General features: G+C 30.9%; 24 protein-coding genes, 2 tRNA genes and 1 CRISPR repeat array. Of the genes, 13 read left to right on the top strand and 13 right to left on the bottom strand.

Going from position 1 to position 24,922, the window contains the following annotated elements; genetic code table 11:
- Positions 1-21 precede the first annotated feature (21 nt).
- Positions 22-94 (top strand) — tRNA-Gly (locus AQ1689_RS01440).
- 90 nt (positions 95-184) lie between these two features.
- On the opposite strand, the gene AQ1689_RS01435 is transcribed toward AQ1689_RS01440, so the two are convergent.
- Positions 185-766, bottom strand: coding sequence for an ISAon1 family transposase (locus tag AQ1689_RS01435; RefSeq protein ID WP_101954959.1), 582 nt, complete (start codon positions 764-766; stop codon positions 185-187).
- 556 nt (positions 767-1,322) lie between these two features.
- Positions 1,323-1,967, bottom strand: a complete 645-nt coding sequence (locus AQ1689_RS01430) for a rhomboid family intramembrane serine protease (RefSeq protein ID WP_101954958.1) — start codon at positions 1,965-1,967, stop codon at positions 1,323-1,325.
- A gap of 482 nt (positions 1,968-2,449) precedes the next feature.
- On the opposite strand from AQ1689_RS01430, the gene AQ1689_RS01425 reads away from it, so the two are divergent.
- Positions 2,450-3,352, top strand: coding sequence for a lysophospholipid acyltransferase family protein (locus AQ1689_RS01425; protein ID WP_101954957.1), 903 nt, complete (start codon positions 2,450-2,452; stop codon positions 3,350-3,352).
- A 106-nt stretch (positions 3,353-3,458) separates the two neighbouring features.
- Here AQ1689_RS01425 and AQ1689_RS01420 read toward each other — a convergent pair.
- Together AQ1689_RS01420 and bshB1 are read right to left on the bottom strand one after the other, a co-directional pair.
- Positions 3,459-3,534, bottom strand: a tRNA-His gene (locus tag AQ1689_RS01420).
- Positions 3,535-3,598: 64 nt separating this feature from the next.
- Complete coding sequence (gene bshB1 / locus AQ1689_RS01415; protein ID WP_101954956.1) at positions 3,599-4,315, bottom strand: bacillithiol biosynthesis deacetylase BshB1; 717 nt, start codon at positions 4,313-4,315, stop codon at positions 3,599-3,601.
- 137 nt (positions 4,316-4,452) lie between these two features.
- Here bshB1 and AQ1689_RS01410 point away from each other — a divergent pair, with 137 nt between their 5' ends.
- The 3 genes from AQ1689_RS01410 (at position 4,453) to AQ1689_RS01400 (ending at position 6,249) form a co-directional block, all read left to right on the top strand.
- Complete coding sequence (locus tag AQ1689_RS01410; protein WP_101954955.1) at positions 4,453-5,202, top strand: Rossmann-like and DUF2520 domain-containing protein; 750 nt, start codon at positions 4,453-4,455, stop codon at positions 5,200-5,202.
- 10 nt (positions 5,203-5,212) lie between these two features.
- The gene (locus tag AQ1689_RS01405) at positions 5,213-5,740 is read left to right on the top strand and encodes a KdsC family phosphatase (protein ID WP_058884483.1); all 528 of its coding nucleotides are present in this window, start codon (positions 5,213-5,215) and stop codon (positions 5,738-5,740) included.
- A gap of 83 nt (positions 5,741-5,823) precedes the next feature.
- The gene (locus AQ1689_RS01400) at positions 5,824-6,249 is read left to right on the top strand and encodes a DUF2147 domain-containing protein (protein WP_172505116.1); all 426 of its coding nucleotides are present in this window, start codon (positions 5,824-5,826) and stop codon (positions 6,247-6,249) included.
- Positions 6,250-6,323: 74 nt separating this feature from the next.
- On the opposite strand, the gene AQ1689_RS01395 is transcribed toward AQ1689_RS01400, so the two are convergent.
- Positions 6,324-7,214 (bottom strand): hypothetical protein, encoded by an 891-nt coding sequence (locus AQ1689_RS01395; protein WP_101954954.1) that lies wholly within the window; start codon positions 7,212-7,214, stop codon positions 6,324-6,326.
- Between the two features lie 268 nt (positions 7,215-7,482).
- On the opposite strand from AQ1689_RS01395, the gene AQ1689_RS01390 reads away from it, so the two are divergent.
- Together AQ1689_RS01390 and cas2 are read left to right on the top strand one after the other, a co-directional pair.
- Entirely contained in the window at positions 7,483-7,707 is a 225-nt protein-coding gene (locus tag AQ1689_RS01390; RefSeq protein ID WP_180947511.1) for a hypothetical protein, read from the top strand.
- Positions 7,698-8,027: a CRISPR-associated endonuclease Cas2 gene (gene cas2 / locus AQ1689_RS01385; RefSeq protein ID WP_101915361.1), complete on the top strand. Its 330-nt coding sequence runs from the start codon at positions 7,698-7,700 to the stop codon at positions 8,025-8,027. Before AQ1689_RS01390 ends, cas2 begins: the two co-directional genes overlap by 10 nt.
- A 110-nt stretch (positions 8,028-8,137) precedes the next feature.
- A CRISPR array of direct repeats spans positions 8,138-9,028; the repeat unit is 36 nt; unit sequence AATATCGTTTTCTCTAATCTTTAATCAAACCACAAC.
- 84 nt (positions 9,029-9,112) lie between these two features.
- Here cas2 and cas9 read toward each other — a convergent pair.
- The 6 genes from cas9 to AQ1689_RS01355 form a co-directional block, all read right to left on the bottom strand.
- Positions 9,113-12,532: a type II CRISPR RNA-guided endonuclease Cas9 gene (gene cas9, locus AQ1689_RS01380; RefSeq protein WP_101954953.1), complete on the bottom strand. Its 3,420-nt coding sequence runs from the start codon at positions 12,530-12,532 to the stop codon at positions 9,113-9,115.
- Between the two features lie 709 nt (positions 12,533-13,241).
- Entirely contained in the window at positions 13,242-13,805 is a 564-nt protein-coding gene (locus tag AQ1689_RS01375; protein WP_101954952.1) for a phosphatase PAP2 family protein, read from the bottom strand.
- Positions 13,806-13,820: 15 nt separating this feature from the next.
- Entirely contained in the window at positions 13,821-14,867 is a 1,047-nt protein-coding gene (locus tag AQ1689_RS01370; RefSeq protein WP_101915357.1) for a peptidylprolyl isomerase, read from the bottom strand.
- 90 nt (positions 14,868-14,957) lie between these two features.
- Positions 14,958-15,683 carry an FKBP-type peptidyl-prolyl cis-trans isomerase gene (locus AQ1689_RS01365; RefSeq protein ID WP_101954951.1) on the bottom strand — a complete coding sequence of 242 codons (726 nt, stop codon included), beginning with the start codon at positions 15,681-15,683 and terminating at the stop codon, positions 14,958-14,960.
- A gap of 13 nt (positions 15,684-15,696) precedes the next feature.
- Entirely contained in the window at positions 15,697-16,221 is a 525-nt protein-coding gene (gene gldI, locus AQ1689_RS01360; RefSeq protein ID WP_101954950.1) for a gliding motility-associated peptidyl-prolyl isomerase GldI, read from the bottom strand.
- Positions 16,211-17,239, bottom strand: coding sequence for a DHH family phosphoesterase (locus tag AQ1689_RS01355; RefSeq protein WP_101954949.1), 1,029 nt, complete (start codon positions 17,237-17,239; stop codon positions 16,211-16,213). The genes gldI and AQ1689_RS01355 overlap by 11 nt, the downstream gene beginning before the upstream one ends.
- 78 nt (positions 17,240-17,317) lie before the next feature.
- Here AQ1689_RS01355 and AQ1689_RS01350 point away from each other — a divergent pair, with 78 nt between their 5' ends.
- Together AQ1689_RS01350 and AQ1689_RS01345 are read left to right on the top strand one after the other, a co-directional pair.
- Entirely contained in the window at positions 17,318-18,337 is a 1,020-nt protein-coding gene (locus AQ1689_RS01350) for an alkaline phosphatase D family protein (RefSeq protein WP_101915598.1), read from the top strand.
- A gap of 92 nt (positions 18,338-18,429) precedes the next feature.
- On the top strand, positions 18,430-18,849 hold the full coding sequence (locus AQ1689_RS01345) for a nucleoside-diphosphate kinase (RefSeq protein ID WP_058884471.1): 420 nt from the start codon (positions 18,430-18,432) through the stop codon (positions 18,847-18,849).
- A 213-nt stretch (positions 18,850-19,062) separates the two neighbouring features.
- On the opposite strand, the gene AQ1689_RS01340 is transcribed toward AQ1689_RS01345, so the two are convergent.
- Both AQ1689_RS01340 and AQ1689_RS01335 read right to left on the bottom strand, forming a co-directional pair.
- Entirely contained in the window at positions 19,063-19,725 is a 663-nt protein-coding gene (locus AQ1689_RS01340) for an HAD family hydrolase (RefSeq protein ID WP_101915597.1), read from the bottom strand.
- Positions 19,726-19,819: 94 nt separating this feature from the next.
- Positions 19,820-20,239 carry a DUF2141 domain-containing protein gene (locus AQ1689_RS01335; protein WP_101954948.1) on the bottom strand — a complete coding sequence of 140 codons (420 nt, stop codon included), beginning with the start codon at positions 20,237-20,239 and terminating at the stop codon, positions 19,820-19,822.
- 131 nt (positions 20,240-20,370) lie between these two features.
- Between AQ1689_RS01335 and pdxH the strand changes: the two genes are divergently transcribed.
- The 4 genes from pdxH (at position 20,371) to AQ1689_RS13450 (ending at position 24,650) form a co-directional block, all read left to right on the top strand.
- Positions 20,371-21,018 carry a pyridoxamine 5'-phosphate oxidase gene (pdxH, locus tag AQ1689_RS01330; protein WP_101954947.1) on the top strand — a complete coding sequence of 216 codons (648 nt, stop codon included), beginning with the start codon at positions 20,371-20,373 and terminating at the stop codon, positions 21,016-21,018.
- 31 nt (positions 21,019-21,049) lie between these two features.
- The gene (locus tag AQ1689_RS01325) at positions 21,050-21,538 is read left to right on the top strand and encodes a SixA phosphatase family protein (RefSeq protein ID WP_101954946.1); all 489 of its coding nucleotides are present in this window, start codon (positions 21,050-21,052) and stop codon (positions 21,536-21,538) included.
- A 9-nt stretch (positions 21,539-21,547) separates the two neighbouring features.
- On the top strand, positions 21,548-22,444 hold the full coding sequence (locus AQ1689_RS01320) for a Ppx/GppA phosphatase family protein (RefSeq protein ID WP_101915593.1): 897 nt from the start codon (positions 21,548-21,550) through the stop codon (positions 22,442-22,444).
- Between the two features lie 121 nt (positions 22,445-22,565).
- Positions 22,566-24,650, top strand: a complete 2,085-nt coding sequence (locus AQ1689_RS13450; RefSeq protein ID WP_101954945.1) for an OmpA family protein — start codon at positions 22,566-22,568, stop codon at positions 24,648-24,650.
- Positions 24,651-24,922 lie beyond the last annotated feature (272 nt).

Raw genomic sequence — 24,922 nt, 5'->3', positions numbered from 1 at the left:
TAAAAATCTTTATTTACCAATGCGAAAGTAGCTCAGTTGGTAGAGCGTCAGCCTTCCAAGCTGAATGTCGCCAGTTCGAACCTGGTCTTTCGCTCAAAAGCCGAAACAAATGTTTCGGCTTTTTTTATGCTTTTATTTTTGCAATCTTTCTGGATCAAGTATAATACTTGGGGAGCTACATAAATTAAGCATAAATTTTAGTGAGGCGATATAGGAAAAAAGTAACATCTCTGACACCTCGAAACTGTGCTCGAAAAGCTTTTATTTTGGCATTAAAAGATTCTGCGGAAGCATTTGTATTTCTGTTATTGAAGTAATTTAAAATAGGTTTGTAATGATGTTGTATCGTTTTTTTGATGGTATTAAACGATTTTAAATTTTCATCTTCCACTTTATTATACCAAAGCGCTAATTTTGTTCTGGCCACATCTTTTCCTGTTTTCGTTTCAAACACAGATTTTAAACCTTGCGATAAATCGTATGCTTTTTTTATCTCAGGATATAAATTAAATAAAATAACAGCCCTTTCTTTTTGATTATCTGTCCACTTTTCTTGTGATTTAAAAAGTGTAAACCTGCTACTATCTAGTAGCTGACGCTTGGTTTCACCATTTTCAAGAATTTCAGGTTTGTAAATAGTACTTGTGTTTTTTAATGTTGAAATTGCCTGATTTTCTATATCGATAATCTCCCATCTTAAACGAATTCGAACCTCCTGTACCGCCTGAGAAGCAAGCTTTTGCACGTGAAATCTGTCGGTTACTATTTACCAAACAACAGCCAATCTTCAGCATGTTTTTTTACAGTGAAGTTTTATGAAAAATCGAATCCGTCAAAAGTGTTTTAGTTTAGTTTCTAATTTTTTTTGATGATTCTTGTCAATTTTAGTGATTTTAATGACTAAAAAGTTCTCGATACAATTTTTTAAAGGAAAAAATCACTCGAACTGACAGTTGTAATTTTGTGCAATTTTGAGTTTTTTTTATTTTTCCGTAGTTCTCTTTTTGATGGGGTGCTGAACTAAATTCAGTATGATGTTTGTTTATTTTTAAAAAACAGATTATTAGGTTAAAACAATTATCAATGCAATTTTTTGAAGGAAAAAATCACTCGAACTGACAGCGTGGTTTTATTTTCTATTTTAGTTTTTAGGCAAGAGGTTCTAAATGTTGTTTGAAGTTCTATTTTTACTTTTTAGCACAAATGCCTAGCCCCGATTGAAGCAATTGTTTGAGCTCTTTTTTTGATTTTTCTTCAAAAAAAAGCGAGTGCGGAAAGCGGGAAATTGCTTCAAAAAAAGAATTTAAAAATCTGTAATAAAATTATTTAACTTTCAGTTTATCGCCAAATAAGAACAAGCCAACAATAATTGCGCCGATAACTCCAATCATTAAGGGGTTATTTGAAATAACACTCGGTTTTAACAATAAAGTAAGTAAATAACCACCAATAGCACCGCCTAAATGCGCCGAATGACCAACATTATCTGCCTGGTTTTTCATACCGTAAATTGAATACAATAAATACCCAATTCCGAAAACATAGCCAGGTAAAGGAAGTGGAATAGGGAACATTATTAGGGTCATATCAGGATACAAGATAATTGCCGAAAAAACAATTCCCGACACCGCAGCAGATGCTCCAACAGCGCTATAATAATAGTCGTTTTTATGCTGATACAACGAATATAAGCTTCCCGCAAACAAACTCCCAAAATAAATAAGCAAGAAATAAGGTGTTGAAAAATTACCCAAAACTGTTTTTCCAAAAAGATATAAAGCGTACATATTAAACCCTAAGTGCATCCAATCGGCATGTAAAAAACCCGAGGTCAACATTCTGATTTTATCTCCATTTACAATTTGTTGAATTTGAAATTTATAGCGATTAAAAAAAGTAATATCGTTAAATCCTTTGTAGGAAACTAACACGTTTGCTGCTATTAATAATAAGATAATTTGACTCATAGTATTGTATTTACGTATGATTAATTGCTTGTTTTAAACACTAAAATTGGTAAAAAATGTAATCGAAAATCTGCGAGTAATCTTACAACTAAAATTAATTACACATGATTTTAGCAAATCGTTGTTTTTATCCTAAAATACATACCAGAGTAAAAAACAGATCAAATAATACATTTAATTAGTAGCACTTAATTATTCACAAGGAGGTTTCATATTACAGGGATAATTTATAGAGCTATTTTGATTCACTATTTGTCCACCATTCCATCCTTGTGATTCATATGTACAAGTACACACCCCTTCATCAGTACATGAATACATTAAAAATAAAACAAAAAACAAGAGTAAATACTTTTTCATAAAATTTAAATTTTAAACGTAAAGATAATAAATTTTTAAAATAACAGCTTTTGAAAAAGCTAATAATCAAAAGTAAATGATTGATAATTAAATACGATATTTGCATTTTTAAAATTTAATCTATGAAGTTTTTAAGTTTCGCGCTTGTATATCCTTTTATCTGGATATTTTCAAGATTACCAATGCGTATTTTGTATGTTTTTTCTGATTTCTTTTTCGTGATATTATATTATATTATAGGATATAGAAAAAAAATAGTTGAAACCAATATTAAAACTGCTTTCCCCGATAAAAATGAAGCAGAAATCACCCAATTAACAAAAAAATTTATCAGTCATTTTGTTGATATTATTTTTGAAAGTATTAAGTCGTTTTCTATTAGCAAAAAAGAAATAAACAAACGCTATAAATACGTAAATGCCGATTTAATAAACAAATATGCCAAACAAGGGCGAAGTATTGTTTTAACAGGTGCGCATCAGGCAAATTGGGAATGGGCTTTTGCATTGCCACAATACTTAAATATTAGTTGTTATGGCGCATATACCAAACTACAAAACCCTTATTTTGAAAAGGTAATTAAAAGCTCAAGAACCAAATATGGTTTTGATGGTGTGCCAACACGGTTATTTAATAAAAAAATTAATGAAAGACAGGCAAAAGGTATTCAAAGTTTATACATTTTATTAAGTGATCAATCTCCTCAATTAGCAAGAGCTAGGTATTGGGCTACTTTTTTAAATGAAAAAATCCCTGTACATACCGGAGCGGAAACACTGGCTAAAAAATATAATTTAGTAGTTATTAATATGAATGTTACTAAAATTAAAAGAGGGTATTTTGAAACATCTTTCGAATTAATTACCGATACGCCTACTGATTTTGAAAATTATCAGATTACCGATAAATTTTTAGCATTGACAGAAAAAAATATCAAAGCACAGCCCGATTTTTATTTATGGTCGCACAAACGCTTTAAGCATAAAGATAAATATGATGAATGGCTAGAAATTAAAAAGAAATAAGTGATTTTTAATATAATATAAAGACAAGGTTTAAAAAGCCTTGTTTTTTTATACCTAAATTTTACGCACAAAAAAATCCTTCTTAAAAAAGAAGGATTTAATTTTTGGGTGGAAGACGGGATTCGAACCCGCGACCCTCGGTACCACAAACCGATACTCTAACCAACTGAGCTACAACCACCATTTAATTGCGAGTGCAAATATATAACTCTTTTACTGTTCCACCAAACTTTTTTCAAGTTTTTTTTAAATTAATTCACTTATTTTTTTCACTGCTACGTAACGCTCTGAGGTAAAGCCTTCTGCAAAATCAACATTAATTAACCTTCCTAAATCTTTTGCTCTATAATTTATACTATCGGTAAAATTTTTACTAGTAATAGGTGTTTCAGGCTCCTTACTGTTCGGATCAAAAAATTGAGAAGCGTATGCTAAGACCGATTTTTCCTTTTTATCCATAAAACCTGTTACATCAACAACAACATCTGGGGCAATATTTTTCCACTGTATATAATGATAGACTAACTTAGGTCGCCACTTTTCTTGAACCTCGCCATTTAATATTGTTTCAATCTTTAATAATCCACTTAAAAAACAAGCATTCGATACTAAATCGCTTCCTTTTGGATGATCAATATGACGGTCATCAATAGCATTGCACAAAACAATATCGGGTTGGTATTTTCGAAGCATTTTTATAACCGCTAATTGATGTTCTTTATCATTTTTAAAAAACCCATCGGCAAAACCTAAATTTTCACGTACTGAAACCCCCAAAATAGCAGCGGCATTTTTGGCTTCTATATCTCGTAACTCCGCAGAACCACGTGTTCCTAGCTCTCCCCTAGTTAAATCTATAATACCTACTTTTTTACCCGAAGCGATTTCTTTGGCAATAGTAGCCCCACAACCTAACTCTACATCATCTGGATGTGCTCCAAAAGCTAATATATCTAATTTCATCTTCTTTATTTTAATGTTTATTTTGATAGGCTAATTTACAAAATCGGCAGTAATGAGTTGTAGATTGTCGTTATTTTATAATTCGCTTTTTTAAAATAGCCAAATCACTATCATATAAATTCAATATCTTCGTGCCCATGATTAGAATTGTCATTATCGGAGGTGGAAATGTTGCCCTGCATTTAGCCAGTGCTTTTTGCAAAACCAAGGAAATTTCTTTGGTGCAAATGTATGCTAGAAATATTCAGCAAATTAGCCATTTAAAAAAACAGGTTGCTATTACTGATAACTTAAATTTATTAGCAGCTGCTGACCTTTATATTATAGCGGTTTCTGATGATGCTATTTCAGGAGTTTCATCAAAAATAAATAAGCAAAATAGCTTGGTGGTACATACCTCAGGAAGTGTTTCTTTACATTCGTTACAAAATAACGGGAGAAAAGGAGTTTTTTATTTATTGCAAAGTTTTTCTAAGGATAAAGAAATTAATTTTGATGAAATACCCTTTTGCTTAGAGGCGCAAAATAACGATGATTTTAAGCTCTTAGAAAGTGTAGCAAAATCGATTGGAAAAAAAATATATCCGATTAGCTCTAAACAGCGAAAAACCTTGCACGTAGCCGCTGTTTTTGTAAATAATTTCACCAATCATTTGTATAAAATTGGCGATGATATTTGTAAAGAACACCGTGTTCCTTTTGAAATTTTACATCCTTTAATTGAAGAAACGGCTAAAAAAATTCAAGAATTATCGCCTACAGAAGCACAAACAGGCCCTGCAAAAAGAAACGATAAAAAAACCATTCAAAATCATTTAGAACTACTCGATAAAGAACAACAAGATATCTATCAACTTATTACAAAATCAATCCAAAAAACAACATAAATCCAACGAAATGGAAAAAAGTTATAAAGAAATATTGCCACAAATAAATACGTTTATTTTTGATGTAGACGGTGTACTAACCAACGGAATTGTAACCGTTTTTCCGAATGGTGAATTAGTGCGTCAAATGAATATTAAAGATGGATATGCCTTGAAAGCCGCAGTAAAAGCAGGTTTTAGAGTGTGTATTATTTCTGGTGGAAAAAATGAAGGCGTGCGTACTCGTTTGGCGAATTTAGGAATTGAGGATATTTATTTAGGTGCTCACGATAAAATTAAGCAGTTTAATGAAATTATCAGCAAGTACAATTTAAACCCTGAAAATGTGTTATATATGGGTGATGATATTCCTGATTATCCGGTGATGAAATTAGTAGGTATGCCTTGTTGCCCAAATGATGCTGTTAGAGAAATTCAGCAAGTATCTAAATATATTTCTGATAAAAATGGTGGCGAAGGTTGTGCCCGCGATGTTTTAGAACAAGTGTTAAGAGTGCAAGGAAAATGGGCTGAAAATTTTGATGCTCAGTACGATTAACCTTCGTTATTGTAGCAGTACTATTATTATTGGAGCAATTTTTGAAGTTATTTTTAATTAATTATTAATACACCCCAACAAACATGAGAAAATTATTTTTAAGCATCTTATTACTGCTAGTAGCAACAACAATTAATGCACAGTCTATTTTTGGCGAATGGGAAAACCGCAATGAAAAAACCAATACCGTAGATTCTGTAATTAAAGTCTATGAAAAAGACGGAAAAGCATTTGCTAAAATTATTGAAATCACCAATAAAGACAAGCAAAAAGCCGTTTGCGATAAATGTAGCGGAAATCGTAAAAACACTCCTATTTTAGGCATGAATATTTTAACAGGCTTAAAAAAAGATGGCAATGAATGGAGCGGTGGAACTATTGTTGATCCTAAAAACGGAAAAGAATATAAATGCTATATCGAGCTTGAAAATGCCGATAAATTAAAGATTAGAGGCTATATTGGTTTTGCTGTTTTTGGTAGAACGGCGTATTGGTACCGAAAAAAATAGGGCTAATCTCACATATTATTTTAATATTTTTGATAAAAAACGCTAGTAAACTTTAAGTTTGTTAGCGTTTTTTATTAATATGGAATTTCTAATTGCCCATGATTTTCGATATGACTTGGCGGAATTACCGAAATTATTTTTGTTGCCTGATAACTAACTCGTGGTTTATTTGATGAATTGGTATGAATTATCTTTAAATTAAACTTTAAATAATCATTCGGCTGAATTACAAATTTTCGATTATGATATTCCTCTAGCCAAGCTTCATCTGTAATTTTAACATCGATAGGAGCGCCTTCTCTTTGTAGTTTCCAATAAGAATTATCCGACAATAAATCCATTGTTTTTATCTTTAAAACCTCTACCCTTTCTTGCGCTATGCTTGCATCGCCTAGTTCACTCAAAATTTTAGGAACATCTACAAAGCTTTTATTGGTTAATTTTGCTTTATTTTTTCCGCTTTTAAAACAAAAATATTCACCTCTTTTTAACTTACTTGTTTGTACGCTAATTTCTTTAACAGTGTTTAAAATGTAGTAATTATTTACCGAAAAAAACAATAAATGGCTGGGCGTTTCCTTTTTTATTTTCCTGTTTATTTCATTGGTTAATTTATCTAATCCTTTTTTAGAGGATATTTGCTGTAGCTCAATTGCTTTTAAAGTTTTGTACTTTATGTGAACCAATAAATCGCCTAACCAAGCGGTTGGTTTTATACCATTTTTTAAGTAATCGCCTGGAGTATTGACTAAAATTTGCTTAATTTTTGTACTAATAGCCTCAAATTGAATATCGACTAAATCATATTCAACTTTAGCTTCTACAGAAATATTATAAACAATATGCCTATCTAAAACTAATAATTTATCATAAAAACCAGACAAATGATCAAATACTTTTGATGGATTTTTAACACCTTTCAATTCAATATTTAGTTCAAAGTCATGTGCTGTTATCATTTCCATATATTAAATTTTTTGCTACAATAACCTCGCTTGTGCTGTCAGATTACACAACTGACACACGCTTATAACTCGGTTTTTTTCAGACCTACAAAATTACTAATTTTTCAGGGGTATCACTACTATTTTTTTTATCTAATTTTAAGATAATCACTAAAATAATTTGAAGCTATTTCCCGCTTTACGCACTCGCTCTTTTTTTTAAACAAAAAAAAGGAGCTCAAACAATTGCTTCAATCGGGGCTAGGGGTTTTAGTTGTCTGTATAAGGTTTGCATAGAATCGACCTAAAAGTTTTAGAAATTATAAAACAATATGATGAGCACGATTTAATTACTCCTATTAAAGCCGAACTTTTAAAAACATTAACACAAACGGTCTATTTTGAAGATAAAAAAAGCCCTTTAATGGTTGCTTTAACCTCAACAACAAACTCTTTACAACAATGTTTTTCTGGAAAAACCAGAAAATTAATCTATCCCAAATTATGGATTTAAATGCTTATAGAATTATGTGGTTATTTGTGTTTTTTGATTTACCTACTCAAACAAAAAAAGACAGAAGAAATGCCCAACAGTTTCGTAAAAATCTTTTAAAAGATGGTTTTACGATGATGCAATTTTCTGTTTACATGCGGCATTGTGCTAGTAGCGAAAGTGCTGATGCGCATCAAAAGAGGATAAAAAATTTACTTCCTGCTTTTGGAAAAGTAAGTATTTTAAGGATTACCGATAAACAATTTGGTAATATTATGAATTTTTGGGGCAAGGTTCAAAAACCAAAAGAACCAAGCCCTTCTCAATTAGAATTATTCTAATAGGAATGAAAAAATGCTTCAAACAAAGCGATTATGTCTTTATAAGAAGCATTTTTTTATACGATATTTACTTACTAAAACGAGTATTAGCAACGGTTACATAGCTTACTAATATCGTTTTCTCTAATCTTTAATCAAACCACAACTATCAGGTTGCTGCAATTTTAGCAATTGAAATATCGTTTTCTCTAATCTTTAATCAAACCACAACTTTCTGAATAACCGCTTCTTTTGCAAGTTTAATATCGTTTTCTCTAATCTTTAATCAAACCACAACTGGACCACGGTTCAATTGGTACGTTTCAAAAATATCGTTTTCTCTAATCTTTAATCAAACCACAACTAATGTACTGGTGACCTTGTAGCTGCCTGCAATATCGTTTTCTCTAATCTTTAATCAAACCACAACGGCTTTTTGTTCTCTTTTTTCTAACGTATCAATATCGTTTTCTCTAATCTTTAATCAAACCACAACAATTCGATAAACCTGCATTTCAGATATACCAATATCGTTTTCTCTAATCTTTAATCAAACCACAACCTGCGCCTTGTCCATATCTCGCAGCGACAAAATATCGTTTTCTCTAATCTTTAATCAAACCACAACACCCAGATACTTTTTTACTTTGTTTGTTTTAATATCGTTTTCTCTAATCTTTAATCAAACCACAACACACAAAGTTAATGAAAGTAACAGCAACTAAATATCGTTTTCTCTAATCTTTAATCAAACCACAACTACTTCTTCAAACGTTTCATGCTCTTTATAAATATCGTTTTCTCTAATCTTTAATCAAACCACAACATCTTCTTGTAAATACTTTTTAAAATTCTAATATCGTTTTCTCTAATCTTTAATCAAACCACAACCAGTATCTCCTGTACAATAATTTGATTTAAATATCGTTTTCTCTAATCTTTAATCAAACCACAACTTTGCTGACGCTATTTGTGCGCTTGTTAAAAATATCGTTTTCTCTAATCTTTAATCAAACCACAACAGAACGCAGGATTCATAACTCTGAGGTCAGAATATCGTTTTCTCTAAAAAAAAATGTCAATGAACTTTCATTCCTCACAAAAAATTAAAGCTTTTTTAAAACACCTATACTATTAATTCCAACCTTAATTGGATTAAATGTTTTCCAGCCTGTTTTTCCTGTTCCAAAACCTTTTATATAATGAAAAGCAATCCCTAGTTTACCATCTAAATTACTTTCTTTATCTTTTCTAAAATAATAATCTTTTGATGTAAATTTCTGAACTCTATACAAATGGTCTTTTAAAAGATTTGCATCTATATTATCCCAATCAACCTGTTCATTTTGTAAACCTAATAAAAACATATCATTAATTTGTAAAGTAGTTACAATTTTTTTCCCATCTTCAGGAAGTTGAAAAACATCTTGCTTTTGTCTTTTACGCTCTACGGCTGTCCAAAAAGTTACTACATCTTCTTTTAAATTATCATCTTCATCTTTATAAATAAGTACATGATGATTATTTCTAGGATTCACATATTGATTTATATCTTCCTTTAACTTTTCTGCTCCGCCTATATTTTCTTTAATACGTATTTTTTTTATTGGTACTTTGCTACCGTTTCTATTTGGTAAAAATATTTGTGCTTGTTTTATGCCGTTTTCATCAATTTTAAAAAAAGTATCTGCTGGGATTTTACCTTTTACAAAACCGCCTAATTCTTTAACTCGTTTTAGAATAAGTAATCGAACAGTTGCATCTACAATTTTATCTAAATGCTTTTCTGTGGTTAAACTTTCTAACGGTTTTCGTATATGAAATGCTTGGCTACTATCTGGTGCTGTTCTTTTTCCATAAACCGACTCTTTATGCAATTGTCCTCTAGCAGAAACCCCTAAATTTTTATATTCAACCCCATTTTTTTTAGTTTTATGAGTTCTAATAGTTACTAAATTCTTTTGCTTTTTGTGTGATACTAAAATTTGTTCAACTGCCGTTTCTGCGTCCATTCTAAAAGATTGCCAAGGCATCGGAAAATCTTTTAATTCATGATTTTTATGGTATCTATTTCTTTTACTTAATTCTTGTAAATGACTTCTTTTCGCACACGCCATAACCAACGCATCTACTGCATGATGCCTGTGGTCATCTCTCGTTTTTGCATCTTGTTCTTTATTTAAAACCGTATTTAAACCCCAATTATGCCTTAATACGGCGGTCATTTGCCCAGGAGCAACCATTACATTTGCACATATTTTAGATAGATAATTTTTAGCTTCTTTACTGATATATCTAGTATCGTTTAATTGACGGCTTATAAAATCTTCATCGTGTTTTTGCTTTACAAAATGCTTAAATTTATTATAACAATTCGGATAATGAGCCTTTGTTTTAAAACAACTTAACGCCTGTAATTTTATGGCTTCCCATTTTTCTAAACCTTGCGAAGTGTAAAATTCATACGGCGTTTTATTTCCTTTTGCCCTGTTTTCATCAGCAAAACAGAGTGTTTTATTATTGAAACTATCGTTTAACGACCTGCTCCACGGAAAAATATGTTCTATTTGAACTTCTCCTGTAAAAAGTTTACTTAACGTAATTACTTTTCCTGTAAACGGACACGTTTTATTACATTCTTCCCAAAGTTTATATTTTAAAATATTCGCATGATTTGTTCTTTGGTCTAATCCTTCTAACTCCACTTTTACCCTGTCGTTTTCACGCTCTAAAATTTGTTGTCTTCTTCTGGTTTCTTGTCGGTTGGTTTTTGACGCTTTTAAATCTCGTGCTAATTCTACTTTTATTTCCGTTGGTTTTCCGTAAGTAGTTATAATTTGATTTACGAGCTTTCGTATTTCAAACAAAGCGGTAATTACTACAGGATTTTTAATTTTTTGAATTTCTCTATCGGCATTTATATTTACAGGAAGTTTGTCTAAAATTATTTGCGTTTCAATAGCACTACTATGATGATATAATTTTTCTAATTGTTTATCGGTACAATTAAACTCATTTTTTAGCATATTTTTAAGCGGTTCAATATAGCCGCCTTTTATGTTTGAACGCACTATTTCAGGAACATTATCTAATACAAATTGTTCATTTTCTGCCCAATTATTTTCTTTTGATAACACATTTTTTACGCCTGCCAATCCTACGGCAATATCAAACATAAAGCCTTGTTTTAAAAAAGGCAAAATAGTATTGATTGCTTTTCTACTTAAATTTGAATAACCTTCTTTTAAATTAAATTTAGAAATTTCTGTTGCTTTTTTATCATCGAAATTCCAATTTTTTAAGGCATATTCTTTTAGTTTATCGCTATCATCAAAAAAAGATAAAACGTGCCAAATATTTTCTTGTTCTTCTTCTGAAAAATGAAACCATTGTTTACCAAAAAACTTTTTATTGGATAATTGGCTTATCGTATGCGTTCCTACAATGTTATCTTTATCCTTATAATTAAATTGATAATTACTTTCTGATTTGTCAATAACTTTTCTTATTGCTTTAAAGGCAACTTTTTCTTTGGATAATAAAAGTTGTATAATTTTTTCTTTTTCTTCGGATGTAATTTCTTGTTTTTCGCCGTTAAAATCATAAGAAAGCGTGTTTACCCATTGATAAATTCTAAACAATTCAAAAGGAATCGCACTAATTTTACATTTTGTTTTTTTTGGTTCAAATGAGCAATAACCCACTAAATGTTTTTGAGAGCGTAAAGGTCTTTGATGAAATAAAACACCGTCATCTTTATAGCCATCTTTTTTTCTTCCGCCAAATAACGATTTTAAATTTTCTGTTAATTCTGAATGATATATTTTTTGAAATTCCCAAATTAATTCAAATTCATCAATATACATTTGTCGGGTTGTATATCTATTTCTTATGCGTTCTAAACATTCGGAATAAGGTTCATTTTCTTTGGGTTGTATTGAATTTAAGTAAGAACCTAGCGTTTTATTTTCTTCACTATTCCCAATATTTTTGATGTTTTCGAGCGTACTACTAATTCCTATTTTACCAATTTTGGCATCTCCTGTAAAAAGCGTACTTGTTTCTTTTACATCTGCACCGGCACTTCTGCTGTTACTTAAAAATCCTCTACGTTGAATTATATGATAAAAAATACGTCCAATTTCTACTAAAGATATTTCTTGATGAATTGCTTTTGCTCTTAATTCATACGGATTTAATTTAAACCAATCTTGTAATTCTTGATTTTTAAAAATTTCTGTACCGTTCCAATCTTTAATTAAATCGGCAGAAATTGGACAGAAATTATGTTTTGCCAATTCTTTTAATAAATATCGTTTTCGCAATCTTCTTCTAAAAATTTGCCTTCTAACTCCTCTCGCTTCTGTTCTACTAGCATTTTTTGAAGCCTCTCTTCCTTCTCCTTCGCCTAAGTTTACAACACCTTCGGGGAAAATTCTACTTCCCATTCCTAAAATGATATTATTTTGAACCAACGCCCAACCAATAGAGTTTGTTCCTAAATCTAATCCAAGTATTTTTGACATAATATAGCAATTATTATTTGCTCTAAATTAAGATATTATTCTGATAATCAGCAAAATTTTACTATATTTGAGATGTGAAAAAATTACTCTAATCTTTTAATCTTATCACAATAAGGCTATATGCCGTAGATGAAAATCTTGAGTCCTGCTTCGTGTAGGACTTTTTTTATTTTAATTTTTTAGATTATTTATTAGAACCTGTTTAAATTTCATTTAAAAACGTTTTATAACTTAAAAATAGAATCCGTCAAAGGGATTTTTATGTCAGTTTCTCCTCTTGATTTTCCACCATTTTGTCAATTCGAGTGATTTTAATGACTAGAAGGAATTAAAATTGTATCGAGAATTTTATTTTGATTGATTTTGATGCTAAAAAGTTCTCGATACAATTTTTTTGAAGGAAAAAAATCAGTCGAACTGACAGATTATTAGTGAATTTTTGTAATAAAATTTTATTGACTAAAACTTAAACAATCTCATAGCTTAAAATATAGTACAAATTCCTAGCCCCGATTGAAGCAATTGTTTGAGCTCTTTTTTGTTTTTTTTCTTCAAAAAAATAAAAAAAGCGAGTGCGGAAAGCGGGAAATAGCTTCAAAAAAAAACTACCACATTTACTTAAAAATGGATAGTCTTTTTATTTTCTGATATTTCTTACCAGCATAGTAAAAACGCCATTAATCGCGTCGCTACAATATTGTACGTAACCTTATAATTCCTTAAATATTTTATTTGATAAAAACTGATATAATTTTGCCGACACAAAGCCGATAATCATCCCGTTTATAAAACCACAAAGTATATCAATCGGAAAATGTACGCCTAAGTACAACCTACTGTATGCAAAAATCAATGGAAATACCGCTAAATATTTAATCGCTGGCACATATTTTCTTAAAAGCATGATTAAAAAAACAGTAACAACCGTTGAAGTGGTTGCATGACCAGAGGTAAAACTATAACTCTGTGGGTTTATCAACCTTCTTAAAGAATCTTGTATTGCTGGATCATTATTTGGGCGCAATCTTTCAAAAGTACGTCTAATTAAGTTTGTAAATTGGTCTGAAAAAGTAATTAAAACAGCAATAAACACCAAGGTAAATGCAGCTTTTTTCCAGCCTAGGTGTTTAAAAATTAAAAATATTAAAAACGCAAATAAAGGAATCCAATTAAATTGATTGGTAATCGCTAGCCAAAGCCAATCCCATTGTTCGCTTCCTAAATTATTTAAATAGATTAAAAACGCCTGGTCTTTTTGTATGATATCTTCCATAAGTAATTTTGCTAATTATTTCCCTACTTTTAATACTTCAATTTCAAAAATTAAATCAGATTTTGCAGGGATTGGTCCTAAAGAATTTTCGCCATATCCTAAATAATAAGGAATAAAAAACACTGATTTATCACCTTCTTGCATGGTTTGCACCCCTTCTTTCCAACCTGCTATTAAAGGCATGTTTGCATCGTTAAGTGTAAAGGTAAAAGGCTTGTTTTTATCTACACTTGAATCTATTTTTGTTCCATCGGTTAAAAATAACGTGTAATGAACCGTTGTTGAAATCGCTGGGTTTACTTTTTTACCTGTTCCTTTTTTTATGGTTGCTATTTTTAAGCCTGAATTTGTTTTAACAGCCTTGCTAATTCCTTTTTCTTCTTGAAATTTACGTTTTAATTCGGCTACAGCTTTTTTACGTTCAGCAGCTTTTTTTACAACATTGGTTAATTCATATTCAAAAACAGTGGCTGCTTTAAATTTTTTAGCATCTTTACCTATTCTGATAATTTCTAAATGATTAATAACATCATTTTGCTTAATAGTATCTACGATATGCTGTCCTATAATAACCTTACCAAAAATTGAATGTTTACCATCTAACCAAGGCGTTGCTTTATGGGTGATAAAAAATTGACTAGAATTGGTGGCTTTCCCTGAATTTGCCATTGATAAAACTCCAGGAGCATCGTGCTTATAAAGTAATTTTCCTTTTTCATCCATCGGAAATTCATCTGCAAACTTATACCCTGCATTTCCACGACCTGTGCCTGTAATATCACCTCCTTGCACCATAAAATCTTTAATTACTCTATGAAATTTAGTCGTGTTATAATACGGTTTTCCTTTTAGAGAATCGGCTATTTTAGGGTTGTCTCCTTCTGCTAACGACACAAAATTAGCCACCGTCATTGGCACTTCTTTTGCGTGTAGTTTTATTAAAATATCACCACGATTGGTTTGTATATCGGCATACAAGCCGTTTTCTAAATCAGGGTATTTAACTGATTTACAAGCCGAAAACAACACTACTACTGCTATTAAAATTTTATAAATTTTCATTTTTTATTATTTTAGATATGCTTATAAACAATCAATTAGGTTAGTAACGAGTACTAACCTAATTGATTTCTAGTTATTTATACATTGTAATTACTTTACTTCAAGTAATTCTACTTCAAAAATTAATGCTGAAAAAGGCTTAATTTTTTCACCTCTTTGCTGTGCTCCGTAGGCTAAATCTTGTGGGATAAAGAACTTATACTTTGCTCCTGGTTTCATTAGCTGTAAACCTTCTGTCCAACCTTTAATAACCTGCCCTACGCCAAATTCTGTTGGTTCTCCTCTATCAACAGAGCTATCAAAAACAGTTCCATCGGTTAATGTTCCGTGATAATGAACTTTTACACGTGAGCTTACTTTTGGAGCATCACCTTTACCTGGTTTTAAAACAACGTATTGTAAACCTGTAGCAGTTGTTTTTACACCTTCTTTTGTTTTATTTTCAGCTAAAAACTTTTCACCTTCTTTTTTGTAGTCTCCAAATTCAGTTATTGCTTTTTTAGCCTGAGCCGCTTGTTGCTCTTTCATTTTCTCTTCTTGTTTTTTCTGAAAAAATGATCTTAAAATATTGTTAATCTCTTTAGAATCTACTAATAAATTGGTAGAATCTACTCCATTTTTAAATCCTTGAACAAATAAATCTTGATCTAAATCTTCAAAATTCACTTTTATTTTGTTTGCCATGTCTAACCCTAAACTATAGCTTACAGAATCTACCTCTGTAGCCAATGAACTTTTGGTTTTAAACCCACTATTTCCACATGATACAACTGAAAGTGTTACAGCTGTTGCTGCTAAAATTTTAATTAATTTCATTTTTATCTATTTGTTATTTAATTTCAATTAATGTTACGGTACTTTGTATAGGTTGATTGACCATTATTTTTTTTCCATCGCCGATAACGCCAAAAGCCCTATATGATGGAATTACAAATGTAATAATTTCTCCCTTTTTCATCAACTTTATTCCGTCTTGTAATGCAGGAATAAAATCTTCTTGATCTACCTTATAAGTTCGCTCTTGCTTTTGATATATTATATGACCGTTTATATCGGAAATATCATACGATAACAACACCGTGTTTGTAGCTTTTGCTAGCACTGTACTTACAGTATCTTTAACTACATATCGGTACCAAAAACCATTTTTAGAAGCTTTATAAGTATGCGTAGAATCTTTAGATATCCAATTTTTTAAACGTTTTTTCTCTAAAGCATTTAATTTTTTATTTTTCTTGACTACTTCTTTATAAAAATTAACAGTTCCTTGTTTTTTAGGATATCTGGCTTGTGGCTCTTTGCAAGAAACCACTGTTAAAATAATCAGGATGAAAAAAATAAAATTATACTTCATAAGACCTTTCTAAAGCTGTTTTATACTCAGGCAATAACGCTGTAAAAGTGGCAATAGTATCTTGCATCGAAAAATCACTTTTTCCACCAGCAGCATTATCGTGCCCACCACCATTAAAATGATTTCTAGCAAACTGATTTACTGAAAAATCTCCTTTACTACGAAGCGACATTTTAATAATACCTTGTTCTTTATCTTCAATAAAAATAGCGGCAAATACAATTCCTTTTAACGAAAGCGCGTAATTTACAACGCCTTCGGTATCGCCTTTTTCGTAATTAAATTTTTTCTTTTCTTCTTCGGATAAAGTAATAAAAGCTGTTTTATATTCAGGCAATAATTTCATATTACTCAATGCCTGCCCTAATAAAAGTAAGCGACTGTATGAATTTGCATCAAGCACATTGCTATGAATTTTATCATTTTCGGCTCCTTTATCAATTAAATCGGCAATAATTCTATGCGTTGTACTTGTCGTTGATCTAAAACGAAACGAACCAGTATCGGTCATAATTCCGGTATATAAACAGGTCGCAATATTTTTATCAATTAAAGCAACATCGCCCATCATTTCGATAAAATTATACACCATTTGACAAGTTGACGACATCGAAACATCAGAATACATATATTCAAAATCATCAGGTTGCTGATGATGGTCTATTAACGCAAAATTATTTTCGTACTTTTCTAGCGTATTTTGCATGTCGCCACCAACTCGGTGCAATGCGTTAAAATCTAATAGGAAAATTAATTCCGAAGCAGCTAAAGCACGATGGCTTTGCTTGTTTTGACGGTCAAAACGATATACCGTTTCAGAACCAGGAATCCAGTGTAAAAAATCAGGATATTCATTAGGCATTACCACCTGAGCGGTGTGTCCTTTTTTAGCTAAATAATGCTTCAAACCTAAGGTTGAACCAACGGCATCTCCATCAGGATTTCTATGTCCTATAATAACAATATTTCTAGGGATTGATAAAAATTCTTGAAGCTGTGTAAAGTGTTTTAAAATCATATCTCGCAAATATACAAATTAATGATTTATTAATCTTTTTATGCTTTTATTTTTGTTGTTTTGCTCAAAATTATTTTCATGGTTTACACTAAATATCCTATTGCTTTTTTCTTGCTTTTAATTACTTTTATAAACACTTCAATTGCCAATTGTTATAGCCAAAATAAATTTACCCTAGCCTTTGGTTCTTGCGATAATCAGAGAAAAGAAAATCCTTTTTGGGAAGATATTATTTCTTTAAAACCCGATGTTTGGGTTTGGGGAGGCGACAATATTTATGCCGACACCTATAATATGGCTAAAATGGAAAAATTTTATCAGCAACAAAAAAGAGATAGTTCGTATCAAAAGCTACTGAAAAATACGCCTATTTTAGCGACTTGGGATGACCATGATTATGGTCAAAATGATGGCGGAACTCATTATCGAAAAAAAGAAGAAAGTCAACAATTATTTTTAGATTTTTTAAACGTTCCTAAAAATTCTCCTAGAAGAAAACAAGCGGGAATTTATCATTCAAAAACTTTTAAAATTAAAAATAATAGTGTAAAAATAATAACCTTAGATACCCGTTATTTTAGAACTGAATTAACAAAAGGCACAGGTAAAAAAAGGTATCAATCAAACCAAAAAGAAGGCAGTATTTTAGGAAGTGATCAATGGAAATGGCTCACAAAAGAATTAACAAATTCTACGGCAAATTTCACGGTTATTGTAAGTAGTATTCAAGTACTATCGAGCGAACATGGTTTTGAAAAGTGGAGTAATTTTCCAAATGAAATGACTACATTTTTTAAATTAATTGAAACCTCAAAAGCAAAAAATGTAATTATTCTTTCTGGTGACAGGCATATTTCAGAATTTTCAAAAGCAAGCCTAAATACTATTGCGTATCCTATTATTGATTTTACATCAAGCGGTTTAACCCATGCTTACAGTTCTTTTTCATCAGAAAAAAACAAGTATCGAATTGGTAATGTTACAAGTAAATTAAGTTATGGCGTATTGTTTTTTGATTTTATTTCAAACAAAGTAACCTTTCAAATACGAGGTAAAAACAAGGTTATATTACAAGAAATCAATCAAGTATATCCTTAATTTTTTAATAAGATTAAAAAGTGTATTTTTGCGCCGATTTGTGCGAAGTTCGCACTTACATTTTATTTACTTTAATTAGAAACTCAATTACAATGGCAACAAATAGAACTTTTACAATGATTAAACCAGATGGTGTTGAAAACGGACACACTGGCGCAATTTTAGACAAAATTAATGCTGCAGGTTTTAGAATCGTAGCGTTGAAAAAAACTCAAATGACTAAAGCGGATGCTGAAGCTTTTTACGCTGTGCATAACGAACGTCCTTTTTTCGGTGAATTAGTTGAATTTATGACTCGTGGTCCTATTGTGGCTGCTATCTTAGAAAAAGACAACGCTGTTGAAGATTTTAGAACTTTAATCGGTGCTACAAATCCTGCTGATGCTGCTGAAGGAACAATCCGTAAAATGTTTGCTACCTCTATCGGTGAAAACGCTGTTCACGGTTCTGATTCTGATGAAAACGCTGCTATCGAAGGTGCTTTTCACTTTTCAGGAAGAGAGATGTTCTAAAAATATTTTAAGAACAATAATTCTTTTTAAATATATAAAAACTCGTTATTATACTAGAAATAGTATGTTAACGAGTTTTTGCTTTTAATTATTTAAAGCTATTATTTGAAGCTATTTCCCGCTTTCCGCACTCGCTTTTTTTTGAAGAAAAATCAAAAAAAGAGCTCAAACAAATGCTTCAATCGGGGCTAGGTATTTGTGCTTATAACTTAATTAAACAACATCTTTTACCAAATCATATTTTATGTCATTATAATTTGCAATTACTTTTTGCGCTAACGAATAATCTTGCTCTTTAGAATGTTCACTTTTATAAGCAACACAATAAATTCCGCCATCGTAAGCGGCTCTAATTCCGTTGGTAGAATCTTCAATTACTAAACATTCTTTTTTATCAAAACCAGCAATATCGGCTGCTTTTAAAAATATTTCAGGATGTGGTTTTGATGCTTTTAAATCGGCACCACTAATTTTCCCTTTAAAATATTTATTTAAATCGAATTTGTTAAAAACATTGTCAATAGTAACCATCGATGCCGACGATGCCAAAACTAAAGTAACACCGTTTTGATAATAATTTTTAATTAAATCTAACACTCCTGTTAATAATTCTAAGTCATTATCATCAGAAAAAAAGAGTTCTTTAAAAAAAGCACGTTTATAATTTACCAATTCGCTAGCCTGAATAGTTAAATTAAATTTGGCTACTAAATCTTTACAAATTTCTAAAGTTGATTGCCCTGTGTAGGAATTGTAAAGTTCTTGTGAAACCTGAATATTTACTTTATCAAACATTAAAAAATATGCTTGTTTGTGTAACGGTTCGGTGTCAACAATTACCCCGTCCATATCGAATAAAACTGCTTTTAAAGCCATAGTATTTAGTTTGTGTTGTGCTACAAAAATAATCAATTGTACCTTACTGATTGCTATTATTAAGCATCACTTTGCATGAATTATTTTGTGAAATTTATTTTATACGAATAGTCATTTTTATCGACTGAATTACATCAAATTTTGCATCTTTATATTTAGGAGGTCCCATAAAACCTTTAGCATCATTAGAAATACCTATTGGCTCTTTAGGGACTCCTATAAAATTAGTGTCCATTTTCTTGTTATCATTCACATCATGAAACGCCGAAATTGCATAAGTTCCTGATATCATATTCTCAAATACTAGGCTCGCTTTTTTATCTGAAATTTTTATTATTCTTCCTTTTATAGACTCTTTTAAAAAAGCTTTTTTATTATTATAAATTGCTACATACAAATTACCTTTATCAGATTTCATTCCTTCAAAATATACTGTAATTGTATGTTTTTCTTGACTTATTGAATTTAAAATTCCTGTTAAAATAAAGAATGCTGTTAAAATAATTTTCGGCATATTTTTTTATTTTATAATTAAGTCTTTAAGTGATAGTCTAAATATCTTATTTTTCATTCTTGCTATTTTTTAACAAAATACGCTAAAATAATTGATAAAAAATGTATTTTTACATAGCATAAAAAATAATAATGTCACACGATTTAAGCGATTATAGAAAATCATACGAGAAAAAAGAGCTACTTAAAAAAAATTGTCCTGAAAATCCGATGGAATTATTTAGAGACTGGTTTTTTGCTGCCGATGCGTCAGAAATGGTTATTGAAAGTAATGCCATGAACGTTTCATCAATAGGATTGGATGGTTTTCCTAAAAATAGAATTGTATTGTTAAAAAAATATACTTGGGAAGGTTTTATTTTTTATACTAATTATAATTCAGAAAAAGGAAAAGCAATTTTACACAACAACAATGTATGTCTTTCTTTTTTTTGGGCTGGCTTAGAACAGCAAATCATCATCAAAGGAAAGGCTGAAAAACTAGCCGAAAATTTATCTGATGGTTATTTTGAATCAAGACCTGACGGAAGTAAATTAGGCGCTTGGGCATCAAATCAAAGTGAAATTGTTGCCACTCGTGAACTGCTCGATGAGCAACTTGAAAAAACAACCGAAAAGTTTCAAAATAAAGAAATTACACGCCCACCACATTGGGGAGGTTTTATGGTAAAACCCGTTTCTATTGAATTTTGGCAAGGTCGTCCAAATAGAATGCACGATAGAATACGATATACCTTAGAAAAAGATTTTTCTTGGAAATTAGCACGTTTAGCGCCATAATTTTATATTTACATACATTTTAATAATTTAAATGAAAACACTTTATATTGTTCGTCACGCAAAATCTTCTTGGCTATACCAAGGTATTAAAGATATTGATAGGCCTTTAAAAGAGCGTGGTATTAAAGATTCACATCTTTTTTCTAAGTTTTTATCGCAAGAAATAACAAAGCCAGATGTATTTGTTTCCAGTAGTGCAAATAGGGCGCTGCATACGGCTATTATTTTTTGTGAAAATTTTAAATACCCACTTTCTAACCTACAAATAAAACGTCAGTTATATAATTTTAGTGATGGTTATTTAGTAAAAACAGTAAATGCTTTAGACGATAATTTTAGTAGTGCTATTATATTTAGCCACGATCATGGTATTAATAGTTTTGTGAATAATTTTGGTGATAAACCAATAAATCACGTGCCTACTTGCGGAATTATAGGCATTGAATTTAAAGACAAACACTGGAAAAACTTAAAAAAGGGACGTACTATTTTAGTCGATTTCCCTAAAAATCATAGATAAAATTATATTATTTTGAAAATTAAAAAATATGGCGCTATAGATATCGGTTCAAATGCTGTAAGACTCTTGATATCAAATATTATTGAAGAAAAAGGTAAGGAACCGCTATTTAAAAAAGCTTCTTTAGTTAGAGTTCCTATTCGTTTAGGTACTGATGCTTTTGTTACAGGTATAATATCCGAAGAAAATACTGCTCGAATGGTGGATGCTATGGCAGCTTTTAAATTGATTATGAAAGTTCATGGTGTTGAAAAATACAAAGCATGTGCTACCTCAGCAATGAGAGAAGCTCAAAATGGAACTCAAGTTGTTAATACCATATTAAAAGAAGCTGATATAGAAATTGATGTAATTGATGGTAAAAAAGAAGCAGCAATTATATTTTCTACCGATTTACATCATTTAATTAAATCAGAATCTACCTATCTTTATGTAGATGTTGGTGGTGGTAGTACCGAATTCACCTTGTTTTCAAAAGGTAGAATTGTAAAATCAAAATCGTTTAAAATAGGTACCGTTCGATTAATCAATAATAAAAAAACAGAAAATAATATTATTTTCAAAGAAGTTCAAGAGTGGGTTGAAGAAAATACCAAAAACTACGGGCGTATTTCTCTTATAGGTTCGGGTGGAAATATTAATAAAATATTTAAAATGTCGGGTAGAGATTTAGGAAAACCTATTTCTTATATCTATTTGAATGCACAATATCAGTTTTTAAAACAAATGACTTATAAAGAACGAATTTCTGAACTAAGTTTAAACCCCGATAGAGCCGATGTTATTGTTCCTGCAACTAAAATTTACCTTTCAGCAATGAAATGGAGTGGTGCTCGAAAAATATTTGTTCCTAAAATAGGCTTGTCCGATGGAATCATTAAAAGTTTGTATTTCAATAAGCTATAAAACCCTTTAACAGTTCTTTAACATTAAATAAAATTCTTATCTTTGTTTAATTATGTGACTTTTATTCATCTAATGTGTCACATAATTAAGTTAAATAATATCAAACAAATTTAGAATTATTATGAAAAAATTACTATTAACAGGAGCGCTTTTAGCCTTCTACTTTAGTGCTTCAGCACAAGATTTACCCACAAATGCAGAACCTGGAAAGTGTTATGTACGTTGTAAAACTCCTGAAGTATGGAAAAATCAAGATGTAACTATTGAAATTGCTCCTGCTTACAAAAGAATTGTTACACATCCTACTGCTTATAAATCAGTAACCGAACGTGTTTTAGTTAATGAAGGAAGTCAAAAATTAGTTATTGTACCTGCAAAGTACGAAGCTCAAACTTATTCAATAGTTACCAAAGAAGCAAGTCAGCGTATTGAAAAAGCGTTATCAAGACCTAGTTCTGCTACTGAAACTGTTGTTGTAAAAGAAGCTGCTCAACGTTTAGTTTTAGTACCTGCTAAATATGAAATGCGTGATGTTGTTGTGGTTACTAAAGAAGCTACACAACGTTTAAAATTAGTTCCTGCAAAGTACGAAACTAGAGATGTTGTTGTAGTTACCAGAGAAGCTAGTCAACGTTTAGTTAAAGTTCCTGCTACTTCAAGTGTAGTTACTGAAACAATCGTAGTAAAAGAAGCTGCTCAACGTTTAGTTTTAGTACCTGCTAAATACGAAATGCGTGATGTTGTTGTTACTGTTAAAGAAGCATCACAACGTATTGAAGTTGTACCTGCAAAATATGAAATGCGTGACGTTACTATAATGGTAAAAGAAGCATCTCAACGTTTAGTTGTTGTTCCTGCAGTTTACGGAACAGAAACTATTTCTTATAAGAAAAGAGATTACGGAAATAAATTAAGTGTAATTCCTGCATCTTTTAATAACGATAGTGAAACTATTGAAGTTAAAGCAAAATCTGCAAGATGGCAAATGAGCGAAAAAGCGCCTGATTGTGAATCTTCAGACCCTAACGATTGTCGTTACTGGTGTTACAAAGAAGTGCCTGCTCAATTCCAAACAATTAACAAAACTGTTTTAGGAAACGACGCTTCTCTTGTTACAACTCCTGAATGTAATGAAAGTACTTCTCCTAACGGATGTGGTAACTCAACCTATACTAAAAGAGTTGTTAAAACTCCTCCAACAACAAGAGTTGTTGCAATTCCTGAAGTAACGAAAGTTATTAAGAAAAGAGTAATGGTAACTCCTCCTACAACAAGAACTATTGATATTCCTGCTGTAACGAAAATTATCAAGAAGCGTGTAATGACTACACCTCCTACTACAAATACAATTGCAATTCCTGAGGTAACTCAAACTATTAAAAGAACGGTAACAACTCCTGAATCTACAAGAGTTATTACAATTCCTGAAGTAACTAAAATTGTTAAGAAAACAGTTATGGTAACTCCTCCATCAACAATTACAGTTCAAATTCCTGAAATAACGAAAGTTATCAAGAAAAGAGTAATGACTACACCTCCTTCAACAAGAGTTGTCGCTATTCCTGAAGTTACTACGACTATTAAAAGAGTAATTCCTTCGGTTACAACTACTAAAGTTATTGCTATTCCTGAGGTAACTACGACTTTAAAGAAAACTGTAATGACAACACCTCCTACATCTAGAGCGATTACAGGAGACGCTGTTTATAGTAATTTAAAGAAAACTGTTTTAGTAAAAGACGCTTGGAAAGAAGAAATTCCTGTAGCTGCTAAATACAAAACAATTACTAAAGAAGTATTAGTTTCTAAAGGTGGATTAACATCTTGGAAAGAAGTTGAATGTAAATTAGTTGAAAATACACCTTTACCAATTAACTGGAACTTAGGAAGTGCTACTTTAACTTCTGGAGCTAAACGTTTAATTGACACTAGATTATTACCAATTTTAAAGACTGGTGTAGCTGCTGCTGTTGAATCTCATACTGATTCAAGAGGAAGTAACATAAGTAACCAATCTTTATCAGAAAGAAGAGCTCGTTCAGTTGTAAACTATTTAATTTCGAAAGGAGTTAACGCTAGTCAATTAACTGCTAACGGTTACGGTGAAAACAAATTAACAAACAGATGTGCTGATGGTGTTTCTTGTACAGAACGCGAGCATGCTGCAAACCGTAGAACTACTTTTAGAGTAATAAATCAAAAATAATTTTTGATAAACATACTATAATTAATATTTTGATATTAAAAAAACCGAGCTTTTGCTCGGTTTTTTGTGTTTTATAGAGTATTCTGATACAATTAAAATCATAAAGTTAAAAACATCATAAATTTTTTGAAGCTATTTCCCGCTTTCCGCACTCGCTCTTTTTTTGAAGAAAAAAAAGGAGCTCAAACAATTGCTCAATCGGGGCTAGGCATTTTATTATCTAAAATAATTTTACAACACAAAGTATATTTGTAGCTATCAAAATAAAAGAC

The sequence above is a fragment of the Tenacibaculum finnmarkense genome, from assembly GCF_900239185.1.
In the GTDB taxonomy this organism is placed as follows: Bacteria; Bacteroidota; Bacteroidia; order Flavobacteriales; family Flavobacteriaceae; genus Polaribacter; species Polaribacter finnmarkensis.
The sequence above is the reverse complement of the archived record's forward strand: the minus strand, read 5'-3'. Positions and strand labels throughout refer to the sequence as shown.